The following is a 23,286-nucleotide window of genomic DNA, read 5'->3' on the forward strand; positions in this document are numbered from 1 at the left end:
CTATATTTTAAAGCAACATTAAATAAATTGCAATATTGACAAAGATAAATTTCTATGTTGAAAAATAAAAAACCCGATATTTTCTCAGAATATCGGGTTTGTCAAAATAATGTTGGCTGTCTGCGCTTTCTTTGATAGCGCATAATCACCCTTTTTGGCACTTTTAAGGCCAATTTAGCCATAACAACTGCTTCTTGTACTGCCATATAAAGCTTTTCCCCTTCTTTGGCGTATCTGTAGTCAGACTGAGAAATTTTTTCCCCAAGCGGATAAACAAATCTCTCAGTTTCCTTTATATATCTATAAAGCTTCTTCTTGGTAAAAGGTTTTTTAGGACCCTGCCTTACTTCGCCAGGATTTTCTCTAACAACCGGCCTCTTTAAATATAGATTTTTAGCCATATTTCTTAAGTTGTGATACCTGTCGGCTAATTTTACTATAATGCTATCAAAATCCCTTATAATCAAACGAAAATGTTCCCTGTCAGACATATCATCTTTCTTGGTCACCCTATGAACAATTGAATATACTTGTTCTGGATAATCCTCTTCAATTTCTTCCAAAATTTTTTCACTGACATCTTCCGGAGCATCATGTAAATAAGCCGCTGCTGAGATTACCGGCTCATCAACCCCAAACCAAATCAAAATTTTAACAACTTTTTCTGGATGAGTTTTTACCGGCTTACCATCCAGCCTAAATGTGTTATTATGCATACCACCAGAACAATCGTGGGCTTTTTCAACTACACCAGTTTTATCCCTAGCCATTGCATCTTTCACGCTGACTTCATCCCATGGTCTTTTTGCAAAATATTTAATTAATTTCATCGGATATTCATGAATATCCTGATTTTTACTAGACATATCCGCGCCTCCGTAGTTTATAGGTTATTTGTCAATGTTCAATATAGACCTCAACCTTACCCAAAAAATAGTATTTTGTCAAGGTTAATTTGTCAAATAAAAAAACCAGTCCCGATGACTCGGGACTGGTTATCAAAATACCTATTAATAACGATATCTATCTGGCTTATACGGCCCTTCGACGGCCACATCAATATATTTCGCCTGTTCATCAGATAATTGCGTCAAAGTCACACCCAATTTATCTAAATGCAGTCTAGCCACCTCTTCATCAAGTCTTTTTGGCAAAGTATAAACACCGATTTCGTAATCCTTTTCCCAAAGTTCGATTTGTGCCAAGACCTGGTTTGTAAATGAAGCGCTCATCACAAAACTAGGATGACCAGTTGCATTACCAAGATTTACTAAACGACCACGAGACAAAAGCACGATTGCGTGTCCGTCTGGGAAAACAAATTTATCAACTTGTGGTTTGATATTAATTTCTTTAATACCATTATACTTTTCTAATTTTTCAACTTGAATTTCATTATCAAAATGTCCGATGTTACAAACAATTGATTCATCTTTCATTTTTTCCATGTGCTCCACGGTAATAATATCACGATTACCTGTTGTTGTTACATAAATATCACCTTCATCCAAAGCTTGTTCCACTGTCTTCACTTCAAAGCCCTCCATTGCCGCTTGCAAAGCACAAATTGGATCAACCTCAGTCACAATCACGCGTGCGCCAAAACCGCGCATACTCTGTGCGCAACCCTTGCCAACATCGCCATAACCACAAATAACGGCGATTTTGCCAGCCACCATCACATCAGTACCTCGCTTGATACCATCGGCCAAACTTTCGCGACAACCGTAAAGATTGTCGAATTTACTTTTGGTTACAGAATCATTCACGTTGATGGCTGGGAATAATAATCTCTTCTTTTCTGACATCTGATAAAGTCTATGAACACCAGTCGTCGTCTCCTCGGATACGCCCTTCACGTCTTTGATTATACCGCTCCAAAAAGTCGGATTCTCTTTATACATCCGAGCCAAAATTTTCATCAACTCTTTTTCGTCTTCACCTTTATCTGAATAATCTTTTTCCAAAATACTGGAATCCTTTTCAATCTCCACGCCCAAGTGCAACATCAAGGTCGCGTCAGAGCCGTCATCTACGATCAAATTTGGACCCTTGCCACCTGGAAACATAAACGCTTGCTCTGTGCACCACCAATATTCTTCCAAAGTTTCACCCTTCCAAGCATAAACAGGCACGCCCGCTTTGGCAATTGCTGCCGCTGCATGATCTTGGGTAGAATAAATATTACAAGAAACCCAACGCACATCTGCGCCCAACTCAACCAATGTTTCAATCAGTACCGCAGTTTGAATAGTCATGTGTAGACTGCCCAAAATACGTGCTCCAGCAAGCGGTTTCTGTTTGCTAAATTTTTCACGCAAAGCCATTAGGCCCGGCATTTCTTTTTCAGCGATAACGATTTCCTTTCGGCCGTAATCAGCCAAACTAATGTCTTTGATTTTAAAATCCTCTGTGTTTGTCATAAATTCTTATATTTAGAAATTAAATTATGATGTTTTTTGTCCATACGCGCGCCCATGCTCGCCACCACCAAGGCGGAGACATGACTAGCAATTTCGCCAGCTTCTTGCAAATTCAAACCATTAACTAGGCCGTGCAAAATACCGGCAGCGTACATATCACCTGCCCCGTTCGTATTTACCATCTCCACCTTGTGCGGTTCAATATTATAAACTTTACCATTTTCTTTAATCAAGCTTCCCTTCGCTCCTAGTTTTACTACCGCAATCTTGCAGTTATCTGCAATATCGTGTAGCGCTTCAGTTGAGTCTTTTTTATCCGTAAATTCAGACGCCTCTTCTTCATTGGCAAAAACAATGTCCACATGCTCACGCACTACGTCCTGAAATAGTTTTTTATTGCGCTGAATCAAGTGTACATCTGAAAGATCGAGAGAAATTAAGACATTGCCTTCCTTCGCAATGCCCACAGCGTGCATCACCGCATCGTAAGTATTAGGATTCTCCAATTGATATGCCTCAATATGTAAGATTTTACTATGTCGAACTACATTTTCATCAACATGTTTTTTGACAAAATTAGCCGACGCACCCAAATGAGTCGCCATCGTTCTTTCTCCATCTGGTGTGATAAAAATGATTGAATGCCCGGTCATATCGCGATCATGACGCAAAAGATGTGATACGATTCCCTCTTTTTCAATTTCTTCGCTATATCTACGACCATGACTATCATCGCCAATCATGCCCAAAAAAGAAGTACGATTGCCCAGGAGATTAACGCCTGAAAGCGTATTAGCCGCAGAGCCACCCGGTGATAATTCATGAGCCACGTGACTAAGTTCATTTAAGATGTTTTTACTTTCCGCTTCGGAAATCAAATTCATCGAACCTTTTTTGATTTTTAAATCATCGAGAACTTTATCTTCGATATTAATTACAATATCAAGTAAGGGACTGCCGATGCCCAAAAGATCCCAATGCTTATTTTTAACTGTTGTGTTTTCAGTTTTCATATTTTTTCATAATAGCATATTTTCATTTATGTGCCAATTTTTTTACTCACAAAAAAAATACAGACTAATTATTTTAGTATGTATTTTTTAAAAAAATTTTTCAAACATTAACGACTCTTGGGCGTCACCCAAAAACCCATATATTTCCCAAACATCAGCTTGGTTTGTGAGTCCAACCCCGGAATTGAGCCAAAAACGATAATACTGACAGGCAGAATTACCCATTGCACCGGAATTAATAATGTTTTCCAAAAACTATAACCATCAGGTCTTTTTGGCAATAATAAAGTCGCGATAATTGAAGATAGCACCAAGCCAGACATGGCAAAGGTCATCAAAGCTCTGGTTACCATTGGTAGATTGGTTGATAAGGTAGTAGAGTTAAAAGCCGCCCCGCCCAAAAACAATGGCATCCAACCAATAACAGCAATAATCAAAGCATTGGTCGCCCAAGAATGAAAACCATACAATTGAGTAAAAATTCGACTAATCATGGTCATCTTTGGATAAGTCTTCCAATTTTTAATAGTATTAAAAATTAAATAAGGTAAATTCTCCACACCCCAACCCCAACGTCTTTGTTGTTTATAAAGACTAGTTGCCGTCGCCTTCAAGGTCTTGTCCATACACGCATCCATTGAGACAGGATAGTTCATCGGCTCGACGCGGTAGTCACCTTTGTAATAACAAAAGCAATGCCAAAAAATACGCGAATCTTCACTCACCATTTTCGTTGACCAAAAACCAATATCCACCAAAGCGCGCCAAGTCATGGAATGCGAGGAATAGGTCGCCAATTTTTCTTGGCGAATCTGTTGCATCATCTGCCAAAAAGTATTAGATGAAGCGGCAATGCGGGCAAAGAAAGGGGCTTGCCAAATATTATTATGATAAACCGGAATCGGCTGATAACTCGCGCGATAGGGATTGGGTACAGTCAAAAATTTGTAAGTCAGGTTGTAGAAATAATCCGGATAAATAACAGTATCAATATCAAAAACGCTCACCAAAATCTTGTCATAATCAATATTATTCTTATCAACATAGTCACGCTTCAAGGCACTCGCCGCCCAGGCCTGGTTCGCACCCTTACCCTTCAGTTCACCCTCAATGCCATCTGGATGAAAGAAGACAAAAAAATCTTTAAACTTGTGCCCGAATTCATTTTTAATTTTCTCCGCATTAATGTGTGCTATTTCGCCGCCCCGCTCCTCAACTGCCAACACCACCACCATTTTATCAACTGGGTAATTACTAAATAACATCGCTGAAAAACTTGTCCGAATTACTTCAATGCTCTCATTATATGTCGGAAAAAAAACCAAGTGAATAACATCATCCCAGGCCATGGTCTTGCCCTCAATATTCACCGCTCCCAATTCATGACACTTCTGCCCCCAATCAATTTTAATATTTTTTTTCAAACGATCATAGGCCACCAATAAATGCACGCCCAGAAACACCACCAAGAGCAACCAGTACACATCGAAAGCGATAATAAAGAAGGCTACAAAAACAGGCTGCCAATAAGACAGCGCTAATAACAAAAACAAAGTCGCCCACGACAAAAAGCCAGGCAAGATTTCCAACCACCGATACAAACGGCGATCATCACCGGTTAACTCTGTTGCTTTTCCAATTTTTAAATAATCCATACAGCTACAATGCTAATCCGCGAATAAATACTAATCTGCGAATAGCGAATAATTATTTTTTATCTTCTTTTAATAAAAAACTTCCTAAAAAATATAATACGTAAAAGAAAACTGTAAACACGAGGAAATTAATAAAATAATTCCATTCCGTCAAATACAATAAAGCATCTTTCATAATTAAGCCGGGAAAATAAAACATCTCCCAACTATTCCAACGATTTACCAGCCCCAATAGGACACCCAAGGATATCAAGGGAATAATACCGACTATAAAAGAATTCGCCACTGTCTTATTAAAAATAAGAATCAGTAAATTTTTCATCTGTCGCAGTAAATGCACAAAAAATATCCAGCCTACTAAAGCATAGGTAAAAAAGACAATAATCATCCAGGCATTTTTTACACATACTCGATAAAAAGAATACGGACAGTAATTCATCAAATGGCGAACATCTGTCATTATATAAGCAGAATTCGGCACAAAAAGCAACCATAGTAGAAACCAAAAGCCAAAAACTACCTTTTGGGTATTTTTTTCAATCTTTGTCAGATTGTAATACCGCACCAAAACTTTAAAAATCAACAATGGTACCAATAATAAAATAATATTCCAAACAATACCAAAAACCGGATATTCATTAATAAATAAATAACCGGGCAAATTTGAATTATAAAAAAAGTCTGAAATTATCTGATCACTACTCATAATTAAAAATCTATTTCATCATCGTCGCCAAAATCAGTTTCTTTACTATTATTTGTGATGACTGGTCTGGGATTTTCTTGAACAACCTTATTTTGATGATTAACAATTGACTTAACTTCTTCACAAATAACTTGCTTTGGCTGATAAGTCGCCGCCGGAAACTCCTCTCTAACAATCCTATTTGTCTGACTAACAACTGTTAAATTTTCTTCCTTAATAGTCCTATTGGACTGTACCGGCTTAGGCTGATTATTGTTCTTTGGTCGATTCCCAAAATTAACCGGCGCCATTTTTAAAGCCTCACCCAAAGAAACCTCCTTAACATTAATAATCGGCTTTATTTCAACTCGACCAGTTTCCTTCAATTTTTTCAATTCTCTTTCTTTCTGTAAACGACGCTCTTCAATTTCTTTATTCTTCTCCTCTCGTACTAGCGATAGACACTCCTTACAATAAATCGGTCGAATACCATCTGGCTGAAAGGAGGTTTGTGTGTTTTTTCCACAACGATTACAACTAACATCAAATTTATAAACCTTGTTTTTGTCGTCATTACTACTACTTCGAACCTCTTCTGTTTGCGTGTTACTTGGACGAACAATTTCAGCCGTCGGCCGACTGTTCAATTCCGGCGCTATTGGTTTTTTGTCAAAATTACTAACCCGATCTGTTGAAGGTTTTTTATCAAAATTATTTGACGGCACAGCTGTTGTTTTTTTCTCAAAATTATTAACCGGCGCCGGTCTTTTAGTCGCATCAACATTGCGCGCCGCCTCGACAAATTTAGCCTGGCGTGGTAGATCGTCATCATCCTCATCATTATGCCATTTGGCAATTTTTTCTTCAACTATCTCTCTCGGTTTTGCATATCTTTCTCGAGAAATCGCGATTACCTTTTCAAAATTACCAGTTTTCTCCTCAGCGCTTAGGGGCGGCAAACCACGCGCCGAAAAAGGATCAGAAGCAACGCCGTCAATCATTAATTTTAAATAAGTTTCATATTTGGGTAAATTCAAAATATCTTCCGCTGTAAAAGTTGGCATAAATTCCGGTTCCAAAAATTCGGCATCGGCCGCACCCACTCGAAAAGCGACAATCGTGCCCACGTTACCAAACACCGCACTCGCCACTTTCTCTGGTAATTGCTCCACGTATTGATGGGCCAAAATCAAATTCAAGCGATATTTACGCGCTTCGGATAAAATATTCGCAAAAGAATCAGTTGCAAAATTCTGAAACTCATCAACGTACAAATAAAAATCACGCCTTTCGCTTTCCGGCATATCTACGCGACTCATCGCCGCCAACTGAATCTTGGTTACAATCATTGATCCTAAAAGTTGGGAATTATCCTCACCAATTCGGCCTTTACTTAAATTCAAAATCAAAATCTTGCCCTCATCCATGATTTTGCGAATATCAATTGTTGATTTCGCCTGACCGATAATATTTCTAATTAAAGAGGTCGATAAAAACTGACCAACCTTATTCTGAATCGGCGACACCGCCTCAGAGGCAAACTTATCATTATAACTAGCGAATTCATTCACCCAAAAAGCCTTCACAACCGGATTTTGAATATTGTCCACCACCTTCTTGCGGAAATTTTTGTCTGACAAAATACGAGTCACCCCCAAAAGCGTCGAACCAGGATAATCCAAAATCGCTAAAATGGCGTTACGCAAAATATATTCCAAGCGAGGACCCCAAGAATCCGCCCACAACTTTTGAAAAACGCCAATCAGGCCAGAGGCAACTAGATGGCGTAAGTGTGGCTCAACTTGCTCCACAATATTAAAAGCAATTGGAAAATCATAATCAGCCGGATTAAAATAAACCACGTCATTGATTCGATCATTGGGAATATATTCCATGATTTTCTCCGCCAAATCACCATGCGGATCTACCACGGCCACGCCATGACCCGCTCGAATATCACTAATAATCATATTCTCCTGAATCGTGGATTTGCCCATACCCGTCTTTCCAATCAAATACATGTGACGACGTCGATCATCACGCTTGATACCAAATTTTCTATTTTCATTTCGATAAGTTGTCTCTGCAAACAATGCAATATCTTTATTCATAAATTTTTACACCGTCATCCCCGCGGAGGCGGGGATCCAGGCACCTCGTACTATAAATCTTAATTAAAACAAATCTTATTTTTATCCAAACGGCAAATTACTTGGTGGTCCACCCCTTTTCTCGACAGGTTTTTCCGCTGGCATCTCAACCGCCTTCTTAGCCGTTGGTGTTTCAAAAATATCTTCCGAGCCAAAATTACTAATATCCACCACGCCACCTTTTCGTACTTCTTTATTTCCTGACTGTGGCGCGAATACCGGCGCTGATGATTTTAGACTCTCGTCAATCTCAGCAAAAATATTTTCACTACTAACCTTCTCGGTAAAAAAATCATTATCAACTGCATTCTCAAACATCGGCAAGGTCATCGGCGGTTCAGACTTACGGCCCGGAGCCTTCTGGATCATCGGCGCCTTCACTACAAGTTCCAATGGGAAGTGCCACAGCGTTGCCAATTCTTCAATATTGAAATAACCAGCCGTTCTGCCCGCAGACATACTGCGATTTTTATAATTTTTCACTATTTTATGCTTCTTTTCGTTTAAGCGATAATTTTTGAAAAAATAATTAGCCGATGTCATCGTCTTTAAAGAGTCTGGTTTCAAACTATTTAAATCCTGTTCAATGAATTGCTTGATATACCCATTAAAACCATTAACCACTTTCGGCTTAACCATGGTATCCTTTTTGCTAACATAAACCATTCTGATTTTTGACTTAAAACCCAGTTTGGCACTTTTCATTTGAATCGCCTCAACTTGCTTCTTTTCTTTGGGCCGCAAATTCATCATCTTTAATAATTCATCTTTCTTCTCTTCCTTCTTGGCGGATTCAAACGTAAAAAACGCATCACCAATAGATGAAATAACAGCCATTAAAAAACCGGCCAACATATCTACAAAATTATCCTTGGCCGCTGTTTTGTCGCCTAGAATTTTTTTAATTTCCTCATCACTCTTCTTTGTCCAGGCATGATCTCCTGGCTCAATAATTATCTGATACCACATCTGTTCTCCTTTTCGCAAACTACTACACAAATCCATCAATGATGCCATTGGATCCTTAAATTGTTCCTCTGGCTTAGTGCCGTCACTAGCCAAAAACTCAGGATAAGTTTTAATCGGATAAGCGCTAGGTGCGGTTTGAATAAACTCAGCCCCCCAAACATCGTATTCAGAGTCTGGGTATTTGGTGGGTATCCCCACAGTGTAATCATCCACATCGGATATTTCCGCATCTGGATATTGTGAGTAAATCGCAGACTCAACTAAGTTACGGAAAGCCAATGGTGTCCTGATTAAGAATTGCGTATAGCCATCAATGCTTACTATTTCCATGCTAAATGACAGTTGAAACTGCCCCTCCCAATATTTTTCAATCAAATTTTTTGAACCATGTGCTCCAGCCAAATAGGTAAAAATATTTTCCACCGCTCGTAAAGATTGAGTATTGCCTCTAGGAATATCAATAGCTAAAAGAATCATTTTTTGAGTTTCAAACCATTTGTCCTCAATATACTCTTTCCATATATCCCAAGCCCCTACCAAAAAAACCATAGCGACTGGAATCCAACCGACATTAACAAGCACTGTCAAAAGCAGCTCGTCGGCTGGCAATGACAAGAATTGAAATATTGGTGATAAATCTAATGAGATATTCACAGTTTCTCCTTTACTAATAATAAAATTATTATAACATATTTTTTATTTTTCTCAAAACGCAAAAGACTCGCAATGACGCGAGTCTTTATAAATATTCACTTTTATAATTTTATAACAAATAAAGTTCCGGATCAACATAAACACCATCCTTAATAAGTTCAAAATGAAGATGCGGACCATTGGAATACTGACCGGCGCCGGAAGTGCCTGGTGTGCCACCACTCTTACCCAGAAGCGCGGAAACATTAACTTGTTGACCGACACTCACACTAATCTGTGACAAATGACCATAAACAGTTCGATATCCATTACCGTGATCGATGGTAACATAACTATAACCAGACAATCCGCCATTAACAGCTGACACAACCGTCCCACTTTGTGCTGCCCGCACATTTGTACTCTGACTGGCAGCAATATCAATACCCTCGTGAGCAAAACTATAAAGATATTTTGGATCATGAAATCCATAATTCACCCGACCCGAAACCGGCCAATGCAAAACAATCTTTGTCGCCCCTGTTTTTTCATTATATGTGTATGAACTAGTATTATTGCTTATTGCTGTAGGCGTAGTTTTGACACTTGTTGTCATTGTTGTCTTGCTACTTGCGCTCCCCCCAGTCACCACAACACTACTAGTGTTATTGCGCGCTTCATATTTACCGCCAAGCACAGAAACAGTTTTTTTCAAACTAGCGCCGCCATTAGTATTATACCCCACTTCTTTTAATACAATCTGATAATAATCACCAGTGTTTAGAATTGGGAGTTTGGCCACAAAGCCAATATTAACCGATTTATTGGAACTGCTTAATGTCTTATTAAGACCAACGGAATAATAATCACTTGAGCCTATTCTCACTTCTTGCAAAACTTCACCAGTCCCATAATCAATAATATACAGGCTATCTAGCCCTGGCGTGTTAACACCCTTTATCAGACTAAAACCAACTTTATTCAAATCCATTTCTTGCGCTGAACTTCTTAAATTAAATGAAGAAATAATTGTTCCCTTAATTTCATTCAATGTTTTTAAGCCAGGCATAGTACTTGCGGAATTAACCACCAAGCTTTGATCAATAATTTTATTGGACTCATTAAGATTAACACTGCTATTTTTCACACCGACGCCATATTCTGCGCTCTCTGCCACTACTTTTTGCAATTGCAAATCAATATCGCTGTTCGTTCCATCCAAGATTCCCCCCAAGACCACAATCATCTTGCTGGAATTCTTACTAATTTTTAAATAATTCGGTTTAAAGATTATTTCCCGACCACTAATTGTCGGCAGCTGTGCAACAACAGTGTTATCAACTTTTAATTTTAAATTATTAAAATACGAATTTTTCAAACTGCCATTATTAACCAAAACAATCTGCTCGATCAAAACATCTTCACGGCCGCTGATTTCTTGCACAGTAAAACGACCAAAAACTTGACCCATGCTTCCCGCTACAATATCATGACTATAACCAATCAAAGACTCTTCAGTAATACTTAATTCACCAAATAAGCCACTACTACGCACAAATTTATAAGTAGCTGATTTCAAAGACGCACTAGTCACTGCCGGTTTATTATTGTCACCAAAAACATTAGAACTAACTAATTCCAAAAACAAATCATTATTAATACAGGTCTCACAATTATTAAGATCAACAAAAATATTTATCTTTGTTTCATTATTATCAATCACAAAAGCCTTGCTTCCCAAATTAAAAGTCAGTTCGCGATCATTAACGCTATTTTTTTCTGCCAAAACCACTCCGTCTTTTTCCAAATACACTTTAGCAATTGCGGAACTATCATACAACCCCTTCAATGATACATTAATGGTGCTAACCTTGTTTTCCCCATTCAAGCTTCGCGCTCGTATTGTGCCGATATTATTATGTGTCGATCCCAAAGCCAAAGAAGTTTTCTTGGCACTATCCAAATTAACAGAAAAGCCGTAGGGATTAACATTAAAATCCTCCTCACCCGTATTGGCATATTGTGACAATTCAAAAGCACTAATTTCCATTACCTGATTCCACCTGTAACCCAAACTTAAAAATTCCGCCTCAGATACTACAATCCTCTTCTTACCATCTCTGATTATATAAACAGTCGGATTATTTTTCACCTTAACCACCTCCGCTGTTTTCCACTGATTCAAATAAGCCGGCGCGATTGTCTTAATCTGGTTTAATTTATTGCCATATGCTAAAAAAACCGCCTCATTTATATAAGCCTTCTTAATCTTTTGCGCGTGATTCAAATAATAAACCACCGGACTATCCGGATATTTTACCTGGGTTATATTCTTATCAATCCCCAGGGCCGCTTCGGCATTTTGCGCACGCAAAAAAAGCACACAAAAAGCACCAACCGCTAAAATTTTCCAGAATCTATTTAAATTGTCTTTTGAAAAAATAAACATAAAAAAGCCGACGGCTTTTTGTATGGTTGGAAATTCATTTTCCACAACCAAAACAAAATCTGTTAAGATTAAATAACATACCAATATAGCATACTTTTACTAAAATGTCAAACAAATGTAAGTAAATATGCTATTTGCAGTAATTATTTAGACAAAGACATTGGATAAATACCTTAATATAAGCAAATTTCCCATAACTATTGACAAATATTCAATAATATGCTAATATAAAAAATCGTACAATGAAATTATCCAAAGTACGTAATATCAGAACATTAACATTTTATTTTGCTTCACTCACCCCAAATGGAGGAATAACCATGACTGAGATTATTGCCACACCGACCACGCAAACCAAGATTACCCTTTTGGAGAAATCAGCCTGGATCAAACTAGTGTCGGGCATCCGGAAAATTATTGCTGGAAATATCAGAATCACAAACGCCGAGATTGAAAAATCAATCGTGGCCAACAACCCGAACTATGCCAGTAAACTGATTGACCTAGCCGCCAATACGGCCAGAAATTTTCACCAGAGCTATTTGGAATACCTGGCAGTAATGCAGCCACTAAGCTACGGCAACGAAGCCATGGAAGCATCCATTCTTGAATATTTGACGGGAAGCCTTCAAATAAAGAGCACCATCGCCAAGGCGGCCATCCTGGAAGCACGAGCCGAGCTCAAGAAAATGGCTTTTGCCATGATGGAAAAAACTGCCAAGAACGAAGTCAAACCCGAAGATGTCCACACCAAGCCGACAAAGATCGCAGCACGGATCAAAGATGACCACTATGATGGCGATCTGACTGAAAGTCTTTTTGGGATGTTGGTCGTCGCCACTGACGCACAGCAAAAGATTCTCTGGCAAGACTGGCAGAAAAAATATCGGGAAGAGCAGAGGCTACGTTCCGAGCAAAGTGCGGCCGACGAAAAAGCCAGGAAAGAGCGGGCTACAGTCACGGCTACTGCCCGTGCGAATGAAGACGAAGCTAAAGCAATCGCCAAGGCCAAAAAAGATGCAGAAAGAGCACAGAGGCTCAATGAGGTTCTGCGCCGTCCGCGTGTGAAATTCACAATAGCCGGCCGAATCTTCTTTGCTTTTAACGTCAACCAAGAAGAAGCTTTCTTGTTGGACGACGGCACCTTCTGCGTTAACGACGGGGCGTTCTTCCGGGTTAACAAGAACCCTAAAAATGGCCGAACCTCAACCACAACTCTTGTCGGCGCAGAATTTGTTGTCGACAGAAAAGAAGAATCATCAAACATTAATGACTCGCTTACTATGCCGTCCGCCTTTAGTCCGGAAAAAGCTCAGTCAATCTGGGTGGTTTACGAAGATCTATCTGGTCGTGAGCAAACAGTCAAAGCGATGGTAATTCCCAGTAAACACTTCGTCAATCTGACGATTAACGATGACGACAGTGGAATACTCATCATCAACGACGAGAACGGAGGCCCTCTGTACCGAAAAACGGCCAGCACGGAATTCCAAATTGGAACATGTCGACTGGCAACGAGGAGAGAAAAAACCGCCATCAAGGGACAAAAAATGTCCATGGCTGCGTAAAAGCAATAACGTCCAAAACGTACACAAAAAAGCCTGTAAACACTCACGTGAATACAGGCTTTTAAATTTGTAAAAAATATTTACTTATTTCTTATCCTTATTCCGATTCAAATCAACCTCAGCAATCGTATACCCCTCCCCTTTTTCACCTGGAAACTTGACCATCACGCATTGCTTCAAAGTCCGGTGACCAATCACTTCGCCCTTTTTACCATCAACATCCACCTTTTTACCAAGTGGCGGCATTTTTTTAAATAACTCTTCATAACCGGCTTGCTCGTAAGCCAAACAGCACATCAAACGACCACAAATGCCGGAGATACGATCCGAACCGCGATGAGAACATTGTTGCATTTCAGACATTTCTGAGGTAATTGAATCCAAGTTCTTTAAATGCCCACGACAACACAAAGGACGCCCACAGTGACCACAGTCACCACAGATACGCGCTTCGTCGCGAATACCGATTTGTTGCAAACGAATACTACGTCCGAAATGACGGGTCAAATCTTTGACCAGATTACGAAAGTCGATGCGACCATCAGCGATAAAAGCAAAAGTGACGCGAGACCTATCGAAGGAAAAATGGACATCCAGGAATTTCATTTCCAAATTATACTTCTCCTTCATTGACTTAGCATATTCCAAGGCATCCTGTTTGTCTTTTTTTGTTGGCAGACCCTCCGCGTCTCGCTCGGTTACAAAGCGCAAAATCGGCTTGATTTCTCGCTTTTCTTTTTCATCATCCGCCTTGGATTTTTTGTAAAATTCTTCTTCATTGACCTCGGTTAAACCGATAACCTTACCGATTTCCTCGCCAATATCAGTCTTAACAACCACTTGATCATTTACATGAACATCAAGGTTATTCAAAGAAAAATAATATGTCTTATCCCAAGGGGAAAATTGTATTTGAGCTACTTTCATTTAATCATTATTTCGTCCGTCATCCCCGCGAAGGCGGGGATCCAGGTACCTCGTAGATTGATTTCAGTATAAGGAAAATTAAAATTTACGAAGTATTATTTATTATCTATATTTATATTAAGATTAGTCTCTATAACCACATATTCGAAGTCTGTGGCGCCTGGATTCCCGCCTTCGCGGGAATGACGCTTATAGCACAATCCGAATAAACTTCTCAATCACCGCGCTCGCATCAGCCTCTTTCAAAACTTGCTCTACGCTTTTCTTGTCATCTTTGATGTATAATTGCTTTAACAAACAAACTTCTTCGTAATATTTACTTACCTTACCACTCAAGATTTTTTCAATCATTTCTGCTGGTTTACCTTCCTTAGATAATTGTTCACGATAAATATCTTTTTCCTTTTCTACCTCCTCAGCCACTACATCTTCCGGCTTCAAATAAGCAGGCGCCATTGCTACGGCGTGCATTGCAATTCCACTTGCCAATTCAGCGTCAACAACTTTATTAAAAACAATGACACTCGCCAACTTCGCATTTGAGTGCACATAAGTTGCGACAAATTCACCAGTCTCTGTTTCAGTACCACCAAGAGTTAAATTTTCACCAATCTTCAAGATAACGGCATCTTTCTTTTGGCCAAAATATTCCTCAGCGCTACCAGTTAGTCCCGCCTCAGCTACTTCCGCTGCAAAAGCTTTAAAGTCGTCATTGCGAGCCACGAAATCACTTTCGCATTGCACCTTAACTACAGAAACTTTTTTGTTATCACCGGTCAAAGCAATCGCTACTACGCCTTCAGCTGTCATACGATCAGCTTTCTTCGCCGCCTTAGCGCCACTTTTCTTTCTAATAATTTCAATTGCTTTCTCAATGTCTCCACCTGATTCATCCAAAGCATTTTTACATTCAACCATACCAGCACCGGTGATTTCTCTTAATTGTTTAATTTTCTCCATATTGTTTTGATTATATTAATTTAATATATTTTATCGACAGCTCCCTCTCCTTTGTAGGAGAGGGCTAGGGTGAGGTAGAGATTTTTAATAATACTCCCTCACCCCGACCCTCTCCCGGCGGGGCGAGGGAGTATACACACCATCTTCCTTCTAAAAAGAAAAATGAGATGCTTAATATTTGTTATTTAACAACTTCTTTTTTCGCCTCAACTTTTGCTTCTACTTTTGCTCCTTCTTTTTTACCTTCGATAATTGCTTCCTTGACTGAGTTCAAAATTAATTTAATAGTCTTAGTCGCATCATCATTAGACGGAATAATATAGTTAATATTTTCTGGATTTGTATTTGTGTCACATACAGCCGCTACTGGGATGTTCTTTTTCTTAGCTTCCAAAATAGATGTATTTTCATTCTTAATATCCCAAACGAAAATCAAGTCAGGCATTTTCATCAAGTTTACTAAACCGCCGACTTTTCTTTCTAATTTTTCAATTTCACGGTCAATTCCTAATTGTTCTTTCTTGGTATATTTTTCCAATTTGCCACTTGCACGATCATCGGTTAATTCTTTATATTTCTTTACTAATTTTCTCACTACTGGGAAGTTGGTCAAACAACCGCCGATCCATTTTTCACAAACATAAGGCATGCCAGCCTCTTCTGCGATTGCCTTGATAGTATTCTTTGCTTGCATCTTGGTGCCAACGATTAAAATCGTCTTGCCTTCAGCTGAAAATTTCTTCATTAATTCCAAGGCATTTTCTAACATTTTTCTTGATTTAACCAAATCAATAACATGCACGCCATTGCGAGCGCCAAAGATATATGGCTTCATTTTTGGGTGCCATTTGCTTGTTCTGTGGCCGAAATGCATTCCAGCCTTGAGCATTTGCTCAATTGTAGGTGTGTTCATAGTTTTTTTTCCTTTAATCCTCTACTCCTGGGTATATAAATTAAGCTTTAATTAGCCAAATTTACAAGGAATTATTAAATAATAATAGGAGTATGAGTGATTTATTATATTTTTTGAATAAAAACATGGCCTATGTTTAAGCCATGTATATACACTATATAACATTTCTTCCCATTGTGTCAATATTGACAGATATCATTTTATATGATAAATTAGAATATGTTCAAAAAATGTTTTGAACTAAGATTAAAATCTTCAAGAGGGGTGTTTATGAAAAAAATGTTCTTACCTTTGGCCCTTGTCGCTCTTTTCAATTTTACAAATTTTTCCATCACCACCGCTCAGGCCTGTGACGATAATGACATACTAGTTACAACCAAAATTAACATCATTGAAATCGTAACAAAAAACACAAACGTGTGTCTCGAAGGCGGAAAAAATTATCGAATTATATCCCTCGATCGTGGCTACTTCTTTGACACATCACACATCAATACCAATGAGGAGGCTCAAATTCCACTAGACGAGGGTGTCTATATAATTGCCGATATAAAATGGTTGCGCAGTGTAGCCTTGTAAAAAAATAAAAAAATTATCTAACCCTTGCGCAAGTGAGGGTTTTTTATTTACCGAGTTATCACACCACCACCCAATAGTTCATTGCCACGGTAAAAGACAGCGCTTTGACCAATGGCAATGGCGCGCTGCGATTGAGAGAATTTGACGTGATATGATTTTTGGCCGTCATCACTTATTTCTGCTTTTCCAATCACACACTCTACACTTCTGTGTCGATAGCGAATTACCACTTCGCAGGCAAATGGCAAGACTGGCTCTTTGCCGGAAATCCAGTTCACATTTTCAACAAACAATTCATCACGAAAAAGACCGGTGTCATTATAATTATTGACGACATAGAGTATATTATGAACATAATCAAGTTTCACCACATAGTAAGGACCGGTGCCGCCGATTTCGATTCCCCGTCTCTGGCCAATTGTATATAATGGCAAGCCCTGATGTTCGCCTAATTTTTTATCATTCAAATCACGAATCTCACCTGACTCTAATTTAATTTTACCTTTCAAGAAATCATTATGCTCACCAGGCAAAAAACAAACATCTTGGCTTTCAGTTTTTAAATTTGGCAAATCAAGTTTTTCGGCAAGTTTCTTTACATCAGCTTTATCATAGTCAGCTAGAGGAAAAAAAATCTTTTTCAATAAATCCTGACTCAAATTATATAAAAAGTAGCTCTGGTCCTTGTTCTGATCTTCCCCTTTTAATAATTTATAAGTCATTTCATCGTCCGACATGCGAAATTCGACATTCTTGATATAATGCCCAGTTGCCAAATAATCCGCTCCCAAATCCATGGCCCGCTTAAAAAGTTCACCAAATTTTATCATCTTGTTGCAACGCACACAGGGGTTTGGGGTTTGTCCACCTTGATAGGCATCAATATAATAGTCGATAATTTCTTTTTGAAACTTCTCGGCAATATTTAAGGGATAAAATTTAATACCCAACTTTTCGCAAACCAAACGCGCAGCGTCTTCAGCTGGTTTGTAATTATCGTTTAAGCGCATGAAAATACCGATAACCTCATAGCCCTTTTGCAAAAGCAAATGAGCCGCCACGGCCGAATCAACACCGCCAGAAATTGCGATTGCAACTAATTTTTTATTATTGTTAATCATAGGTTAAAAAAATCCCCAAAACTAATTAGTCTTGGGGATTTTCTGAGAGCTTATCTAAAATAATTTACTTACCTTTCTTTGCTGGTGCTTTTGCTTTTTCATCTACTGCCGCTTCTTTCTTTTTCGGTGCCAAGACATTAACGATTAATTCCCCAGGATGACCCAAGATTTCAACACTCTTAGCAATCGGTAAATCTTTCACGCGTATACTATCAGCAAAAGTTTTTAAGGCTGATAAATCAACTTCAACATTTTTTACTAAATTACCTGGAAGACATTTTACTTTTACCGTTTCTCTATTAACCAACATCGTACCACCCATCTTTTTCACTGTTTCCGATTCGCCTACAAAAAGCAAAGGAATTTCTACGATAACTTTACGAGTTTCATCAACTTGGTAAAAATCAACATGGGTAATATCCTCTTTCATTCTTGATTTTTGGATAGTTTTCACAATTACGCGAACTGAATCCTTGCTATCAATAGTTAGGTTAAAAATCTGTGATTGACCAACTTTGTTGTAAAAATTAACAAAATCTTGCTTTTTCAATTTCAAATTAACATTTTTTGATTTTGGACCATAAACACACGCTAAAATAAAACCAGCGTCTTTTACATTTTTTAAATTTTCCTTAATATCTCTAGTCAGAGCATTAAAAACTAGTTCTTGTGACATATTTTTATACAATTATAATCCAAATTATTATTTTAGATTTTTTTTAATTACAAACAAAAAAAATACAAGAATTTCAAGTGATTTTGCAAAATTCTTGCTATTTTTCCTTACTAAAAAAAGTTTAACACATTGTTGAAAAAAAATCAATACTTGGATCGATTCCTAATATTTATGCTTTCAGCAATCCCAACCAAAATAAAGGTCGATATAACCACTGAACCACCATAGCTCAAAAATGGCAAAGCAATGCCCACCACGGGCAAAAGACCGATATTCATGCCAATATTAACAAACATTTCAATAAATATCATAAACATCATGCCCAAAAGAAAATAAATCGCAAAATCATCATTGGCTTTTCTAATTATCGCCACTAAACGCAAGAAAAAAACAGCAAAAAGGGAAATCACCAAAATAACCCCCATTAATCCCAACTCCTCTGAAATAACCGCAAATATAAAATCAGTTTGTGCCTCTGGCAAAAACTTTAACTGCGACTGCGAACCAAAGCCAATACCCCGCCCAAACAAACCGCCTGAGCCAACTGCAATAATCGCTTGGGTAATATTATAGCCCTCACCCAAAGAATCCTCCACTGATGGTTTAAAAAAGGTCATAATTCTTTGTTTTTGATAAGGCTTAAAAAATACCAACCAACCCATCACAAACACCAACACCAAAACACCACCAATGACATAAATATATTTCATATCAAAACCAGCAAAGAAAATCATTGCCCCCCAAATTGCAAACAAAATCAAAGCAGCGCCAAAGTCGGGTTGCTTCATCACCATCAAAATATAAACAAAACTGGCTAAGCCAGACACTAGCAGGTGGCGCAAGGGATTCATCCTAACTGAGTTATTAGAAAAATACTTAGCCAGAAAAATAATCAAGATTATCTTGGCAAACTCAACCGGTTGTAAACGAAAGCCACCGATATCATACCATCCCATGGTACCTTTGACCGTTGTACCGATCACCAGTACACCCAATAGCAAAGCACCGCCGATAATATAAAGATAATTACCAAAACTGCGAAAATTATGATAATCAATAAATGACAAAAAAATCATTACCCCAAGACCTAGTAGCACAAAAACAACCTGCTTCTTAAAATTGCCTAAATCGGAACCACTCTTGCTCAAAGCAATGCTATAAATCTCAGCCAAGCCAAATAAGATCAATAAAAAAACTGAAAAAAACAATATCCAGTCGAACTTTTTTAAATATGAGAATATTCTACCAAACATCTACAGTAAAAAATTATTTCGTAAATCCTTCTCCCTTGAATTTGGAAAAAATATTATTATCAACAATATTAATATCGGGCACGATTTCTATTTTATCAATTCCAGTCACCTGACCGGGAAATATTATACTAACATCTTTTTCAAGCCCTGAATAAAAATCTTCCAGCACATAACGATAAACACTTACAACACGACTATTAGTCGATAGTAATATTACAAAACTAGCTTCTGCGTAATTAAAGCTAGTATTATTTTTTACCTTAAAATTAACTGAATTTAAATCAACCTTTTCGCTTAAGGCGTTTTCGCTAGCCAGGGAAATATCAGTATCTGTGATAATAATTCCGTCTAAACGATCACCTCTGTAATCGTTCCAATTGCCATACTTATGAGGATCAATTCTGTGCCAATGCAGGGCGGTTATTTTGAAACTGACTTCGCTCGGTCGCCAATCAAGCTCCCTACCAAGTGCTAAAACATATTTACTCGCGCCTGGTAAAATTGTCGCCTTATTGTTCTCAATAACCTTCTCGCCACCAGTAAGAGCATATTCAATCTCAACCCAATGATTAGGATTAGGATTTTTTACCTCTGTTAAAAAATCATATCTCCCAGGCAAAAATTCAAAAATCTGCACATTGTCGATTGCTAAGTTTTTTGGACTAGATTCTGTAAAATAATTATGACTTGGAAAAAAATTCTGCGTAAGCCTATTAAGCATGGCGGAGTCCTGTTTCATACCAAAAACAAAATAAGTGCCAAAGGCTGATAAGAAAAAACCCCAAAGCACAATTCCCAAAACACCAAGAAAAACATTTCTCACTAGAATAAAATTCCGTTTATTTTTGATAAGCCAAAAACCAGTATCTAACGACTTTACAGTAATACCCTCTTGGTCTTTGTATCTTTCTAAGTCAATAGCCTGTTCAATTTCTACTTTTTCAACCTCTTTATTCCCGGTATCTTTTTTGACAACCTTTTTCACTGCCAATTCTTCAGGAGTGAAATGGTCGTGTTTATTTTTGAGTAAATCCATGATAATGAAAATTAATTTACTTTATTATACCACATTTAATAAACTAAACAAAATTAGCAACCCTTGTCCATCGCCAAATTCGCCAAAGCATCGGCTTCAGTGTTAAGCTCTCGACGAATGTGAGTATAAGTAATTTTTTTAAAATTAAGAGTCAGATTATGAACCTTAACAAACAACGAGGCCAAATCAGCATTTTTTACTTTGTATTCGAGTTTTAACTGCTTAACAACTAATTCGCTATCCAAAAAACAATCTAATTCCACAGCCCCCAGCTCCTTTGCCCTTTCCAGGCCAGCCAAGATTGCCCGATATTCCGCTTGGTTATTGGTACCATTACCAATAAACTCCGAAACCTCAGCAATGGTTTCGTTGTTTTCATTTTTGAGCACTGCTCCGATGCCGGATGGGCCAGGATTTCCTCTTGCCCCACCGTCGGAATAAATTCTTAGTTTTGTCATATTATTTTATATCAACAATTATCATTTGAATTTCGGTCCGACCGTTAAACTCATTTAAATTAATATTGTAGACCAAGTCGATAATTTGACCAGGGTTTAAGTCTTCCCATTTTTTACTCTGACCAAAGCCCAGTGCATTAATCACATTGGAGTCCTGTTGCTTTAATTTAAATTTCACGTGTTGATTATCTGAGCCCATGAACATTTTATCAATAATCACCGCCTGCATCGTGCTGAATTTCGGTCGGTCATTGCCCTGTCCAAACGGTTCAAAGCGGGCAATATCACTAATTAAGGTTTCGTTGATTTCGGTAATTTTTAGATCCGCTTCAATCTTGATACTAGGCGCCAACTCAACATCCTTCAAGAATTCATTAGTATTTGCAATCATTGTTTGTTTAAACTCATCAATCTTTTTGTCAGACAAACTTAAGCCACAGGCCATGGGATGACCACCAAATTTTTCTAACAATTCACTCACACCAGCAATCGCTTCAATCAAATTAAATTCCTCAATGCTACGGCCAGAACCTTTATAACCATCTTCCACTTTGGTAATTACCAATGTCGGTTTATAATATTTTTCACAAATGCGACCGGCCACAAGACCAATAACGCCCTCATTCCAAATTTCACTTTGTTTTTCTTTATCCAAATCAAAAATCCCAATCAAAATTTTATCCTTACTGTCCTTAACTTGATCATCCACCTGATTAAAAATCGCTACCGTTGCCTCCTGTCTTTGAATATTGCGATCGTTTAACTCTGTCGCTAATTCCAATGCCCTGCCCTCATCCTTAGTAATCATCAAATCAAAAGCCGTGTTCGCATGATCCATCCGACCAGCAGCATTAATCCGCGGCGCAATTTGAAAACCAATATTCCAAGAAGAAACTTTTTTATCATCAATCTTTGACGCTTTTAACAATTCCTTCAAACCAATTCGGCGCGAATCCTGCAACGACTTCAAACCTTCACGGACTAAAATCCGATTCTCACCCAACAAAGGGACACAATCGGCCACCGTCCCAACGGCCACAAGGTCTAACATCCGCTTCTCAATCATCATTTTCATCTCATCATTTAATTTTGCCTTACTCAAGATAGCCGTTGCCAATTTGAAAGCCACGCCCACGCCCGCCAAGAATTTGTAGGGATAGTTTTCTGTCGGCATCGAAGGATTGATAATCAAACAGTTTGGCCAATCCTCGCGATTCTCTGGTGGCATGTGATGATCAGTAATAATTACCTCGATCCCCTGACTAAACGCATACGCCACTTCCTCCTTACTACGAATACCAGAGTCAACGGTAATCACTAACTTCGCTTTTTCGCCAGAAATAAAATCAATCGCTTGCTTATTGACGCCGTAACCCTCTTTAACGCGGTCTGGAATATAAACACTAACATCAGCCTTGAGCATTAGTAAAAAATCATATAACAAAGACGATGAAGTCACGCCATCAGCATCATAGTCACCGTAAATAAAAATCTTGTTACCAGCCTTGATGTGACCAATTACAATCTCGGTCGCCTTTTCCATATCATTAAAAAGAAATGGATCATTGGCGTCGGTATCATAAGTAGCCTTTAATAAACTTTCAATATCGGCCTTTTTTGTAAAGCCGCGATTAAAGAGCAGTTGCAAGATAACCCTGCTATAATCAGGATTATCATTAATAAAATCCTGACTAATCTCCGGCATTAAACGCCATTTTTTTTGCATAGGTTATTTCATGAAAGCCATACCAATAAAGGAAAACAGCATGGAAAAAATCATAATGACTGCAAAGATTGCCAAAACTGTTTTAATTATTT

Annotated in this window: 19 protein-coding genes; 2 read left to right on the forward strand and 17 right to left on the reverse strand. The window is 38.2% G+C overall.

All coding sequences use genetic code 11. From position 1 onward, the window contains the following. Positions 1-101: 101 nt before the first annotated feature. The 8 genes from KKD45_02000 to KKD45_02035 all read right to left on the reverse strand — a co-directional run bounded on the left by KKD45_02000 (position 102) and on the right by KKD45_02035 (position 11,977). Positions 102-866 carry an HD domain-containing protein gene (locus KKD45_02000; protein MBU4309276.1) on the reverse strand — a complete coding sequence of 255 codons (765 nt, stop codon included), beginning with the start codon at positions 864-866 and terminating at the stop codon, positions 102-104. A gap of 144 nt (positions 867-1,010) precedes the next feature. Beyond that, positions 1,011-2,423, reverse strand: coding sequence for an adenosylhomocysteinase (gene ahcY, locus KKD45_02005; GenBank protein MBU4309277.1), 1,413 nt, complete (start codon positions 2,421-2,423; stop codon positions 1,011-1,013). After that, on the reverse strand, positions 2,420-3,436 hold the full coding sequence (locus KKD45_02010) for an adenosine kinase (protein ID MBU4309278.1): 1,017 nt from the start codon (positions 3,434-3,436) through the stop codon (positions 2,420-2,422). The genes ahcY and KKD45_02010 overlap by 4 nt, the downstream gene beginning before the upstream one ends. Before the next feature lie 107 nt (positions 3,437-3,543). Beyond that, a complete protein-coding gene (locus tag KKD45_02015; protein MBU4309279.1) occupies positions 3,544-5,091 on the reverse strand; it encodes a glycosyltransferase family 2 protein in 1,548 nt (515 codons plus the stop codon). A 52-nt stretch (positions 5,092-5,143) separates the two neighbouring features. Further along, entirely contained in the window at positions 5,144-5,797 is a 654-nt protein-coding gene (locus tag KKD45_02020; protein ID MBU4309280.1) for a DUF1361 domain-containing protein, read from the reverse strand. A 2-nt stretch (positions 5,798-5,799) separates the two neighbouring features. Then, positions 5,800-7,887, reverse strand: coding sequence for a type IV secretion system DNA-binding domain-containing protein (locus KKD45_02025; protein MBU4309281.1), 2,088 nt, complete (start codon positions 7,885-7,887; stop codon positions 5,800-5,802). Positions 7,888-7,968: 81 nt separating this feature from the next. Further along, on the reverse strand, positions 7,969-9,549 hold the full coding sequence (locus KKD45_02030; protein MBU4309282.1) for a hypothetical protein: 1,581 nt from the start codon (positions 9,547-9,549) through the stop codon (positions 7,969-7,971). A 109-nt stretch (positions 9,550-9,658) separates the two neighbouring features. Beyond that, positions 9,659-11,977, reverse strand: coding sequence for a M23 family metallopeptidase (locus KKD45_02035; protein ID MBU4309283.1), 2,319 nt, complete (start codon positions 11,975-11,977; stop codon positions 9,659-9,661). A 242-nt stretch (positions 11,978-12,219) separates the two neighbouring features. Here KKD45_02035 and KKD45_02040 point away from each other — a divergent pair, with 242 nt between their 5' ends. Next, positions 12,220-13,545 carry a hypothetical protein gene (locus KKD45_02040; GenBank protein MBU4309284.1) on the forward strand — a complete coding sequence of 442 codons (1,326 nt, stop codon included), beginning with the start codon at positions 12,220-12,222 and terminating at the stop codon, positions 13,543-13,545. An 84-nt stretch (positions 13,546-13,629) separates the two neighbouring features. On the opposite strand, the gene KKD45_02045 is transcribed toward KKD45_02040, so the two are convergent. The 3 genes from KKD45_02045 to rpsB all read right to left on the reverse strand — a co-directional run bounded on the left by KKD45_02045 (position 13,630) and on the right by rpsB (position 16,345). Beyond that, positions 13,630-14,472, reverse strand: a complete 843-nt coding sequence (locus KKD45_02045) for a stage 0 sporulation protein (GenBank protein ID MBU4309285.1) — start codon at positions 14,470-14,472, stop codon at positions 13,630-13,632. A 189-nt stretch (positions 14,473-14,661) separates the two neighbouring features. Then, the gene (gene tsf / locus KKD45_02050; protein ID MBU4309286.1) at positions 14,662-15,432 is read right to left on the reverse strand and encodes a translation elongation factor Ts; all 771 of its coding nucleotides are present in this window, start codon (positions 15,430-15,432) and stop codon (positions 14,662-14,664) included. Positions 15,433-15,613: 181 nt separating this feature from the next. Next, entirely contained in the window at positions 15,614-16,345 is a 732-nt protein-coding gene (gene rpsB, locus KKD45_02055) for a 30S ribosomal protein S2 (protein ID MBU4309287.1), read from the reverse strand. A gap of 270 nt (positions 16,346-16,615) precedes the next feature. Here rpsB and KKD45_02060 point away from each other — a divergent pair, with 270 nt between their 5' ends. Next, positions 16,616-16,924 (forward strand): hypothetical protein, encoded by a 309-nt coding sequence (locus tag KKD45_02060; GenBank protein MBU4309288.1) that lies wholly within the window; start codon positions 16,616-16,618, stop codon positions 16,922-16,924. A 47-nt stretch (positions 16,925-16,971) separates the two neighbouring features. Here KKD45_02060 and mnmA read toward each other — a convergent pair whose 3' ends face one another. The 6 genes from mnmA to recJ all read right to left on the reverse strand — a co-directional run bounded on the left by mnmA (position 16,972) and on the right by recJ (position 23,194). Beyond that, positions 16,972-18,045 (reverse strand): tRNA 2-thiouridine(34) synthase MnmA, encoded by a 1,074-nt coding sequence (gene mnmA, locus KKD45_02065; GenBank protein ID MBU4309289.1) that lies wholly within the window; start codon positions 18,043-18,045, stop codon positions 16,972-16,974. A 64-nt stretch (positions 18,046-18,109) separates the two neighbouring features. After that, entirely contained in the window at positions 18,110-18,721 is a 612-nt protein-coding gene (locus tag KKD45_02070) for a 50S ribosomal protein L25 (GenBank protein ID MBU4309290.1), read from the reverse strand. Positions 18,722-18,864: 143 nt separating this feature from the next. Beyond that, positions 18,865-19,974 (reverse strand): rod shape-determining protein RodA, encoded by a 1,110-nt coding sequence (gene rodA, locus KKD45_02075; GenBank protein ID MBU4309291.1) that lies wholly within the window; start codon positions 19,972-19,974, stop codon positions 18,865-18,867. A gap of 13 nt (positions 19,975-19,987) precedes the next feature. Then, a complete protein-coding gene (locus tag KKD45_02080; protein MBU4309292.1) occupies positions 19,988-21,010 on the reverse strand; it encodes a hypothetical protein in 1,023 nt (340 codons plus the stop codon). 53 nt (positions 21,011-21,063) lie between these two features. Next, the gene (locus KKD45_02085) at positions 21,064-21,468 is read right to left on the reverse strand and encodes a ribonuclease HI family protein (GenBank protein ID MBU4309293.1); all 405 of its coding nucleotides are present in this window, start codon (positions 21,466-21,468) and stop codon (positions 21,064-21,066) included. Position 21,469: 1 nt separating this feature from the next. After that, on the reverse strand, positions 21,470-23,194 hold the full coding sequence (recJ, locus tag KKD45_02090) for a single-stranded-DNA-specific exonuclease RecJ (protein MBU4309294.1): 1,725 nt from the start codon (positions 23,192-23,194) through the stop codon (positions 21,470-21,472). Between the last annotated feature and the right edge of the window lie 92 nt (positions 23,195-23,286).

The sequence above is a fragment of the Patescibacteria group bacterium genome (genome assembly GCA_018897195.1).
Classification (GTDB): Bacteria; Patescibacteriota; Patescibacteriia; order Patescibacteriales; family UBA12075; genus JAHILH01.

Bases quoted from the DNA above. Each gene is read 5' to 3' on its own strand.
- KKD45_02000 (MBU4309276.1), bottom strand. From the start codon at position 866: ATGTCTAGTAAAAATCAGGATATTCATGAATATCCGATGAAATTAATT.
- ahcY (MBU4309277.1), bottom strand. From the start codon at position 2,423: ATGACAAACACAGAGGATTTTAAAATCAAAGACATTAGTTTGGCTGAT.
- KKD45_02010 (MBU4309278.1), bottom strand. From the start codon at position 3,436: ATGAAAACTGAAAACACAACAGTTAAAAATAAGCATTGGGATCTTTTG.
- KKD45_02015 (MBU4309279.1), bottom strand. From the start codon at position 5,091: ATGGATTATTTAAAAATTGGAAAAGCAACAGAGTTAACCGGTGATGAT.
- KKD45_02020 (MBU4309280.1), bottom strand. From the start codon at position 5,797: ATGAGTAGTGATCAGATAATTTCAGACTTTTTTTATAATTCAAATTTG.
- KKD45_02025 (MBU4309281.1), bottom strand. From the start codon at position 7,887: ATGAATAAAGATATTGCATTGTTTGCAGAGACAACTTATCGAAATGAA.
- KKD45_02035 (MBU4309283.1), bottom strand. From the start codon at position 11,977: ATGTTTATTTTTTCAAAAGACAATTTAAATAGATTCTGGAAAATTTTA.
- KKD45_02040 (MBU4309284.1), top strand. From the start codon at position 12,220: ATGAAATTATCCAAAGTACGTAATATCAGAACATTAACATTTTATTTT.
- KKD45_02045 (MBU4309285.1), bottom strand. From the start codon at position 14,472: ATGAAAGTAGCTCAAATACAATTTTCCCCTTGGGATAAGACATATTAT.
- tsf (MBU4309286.1), bottom strand. From the start codon at position 15,432: ATGGAGAAAATTAAACAATTAAGAGAAATCACCGGTGCTGGTATGGTT.
- rpsB (MBU4309287.1), bottom strand. From the start codon at position 16,345: ATGAACACACCTACAATTGAGCAAATGCTCAAGGCTGGAATGCATTTC.
- KKD45_02060 (MBU4309288.1), top strand. From the start codon at position 16,616: ATGAAAAAAATGTTCTTACCTTTGGCCCTTGTCGCTCTTTTCAATTTT.
- mnmA (MBU4309289.1), bottom strand. From the start codon at position 18,045: ATGATTAACAATAATAAAAAATTAGTTGCAATCGCAATTTCTGGCGGT.
- KKD45_02070 (MBU4309290.1), bottom strand. From the start codon at position 18,721: ATGTCACAAGAACTAGTTTTTAATGCTCTGACTAGAGATATTAAGGAA.
- rodA (MBU4309291.1), bottom strand. From the start codon at position 19,974: ATGTTTGGTAGAATATTCTCATATTTAAAAAAGTTCGACTGGATATTG.
- KKD45_02080 (MBU4309292.1), bottom strand. From the start codon at position 21,010: ATGGATTTACTCAAAAATAAACACGACCATTTCACTCCTGAAGAATTG.
- KKD45_02085 (MBU4309293.1), bottom strand. From the start codon at position 21,468: ATGACAAAACTAAGAATTTATTCCGACGGTGGGGCAAGAGGAAATCCT.
- recJ (MBU4309294.1), bottom strand. From the start codon at position 23,194: ATGCAAAAAAAATGGCGTTTAATGCCGGAGATTAGTCAGGATTTTATT.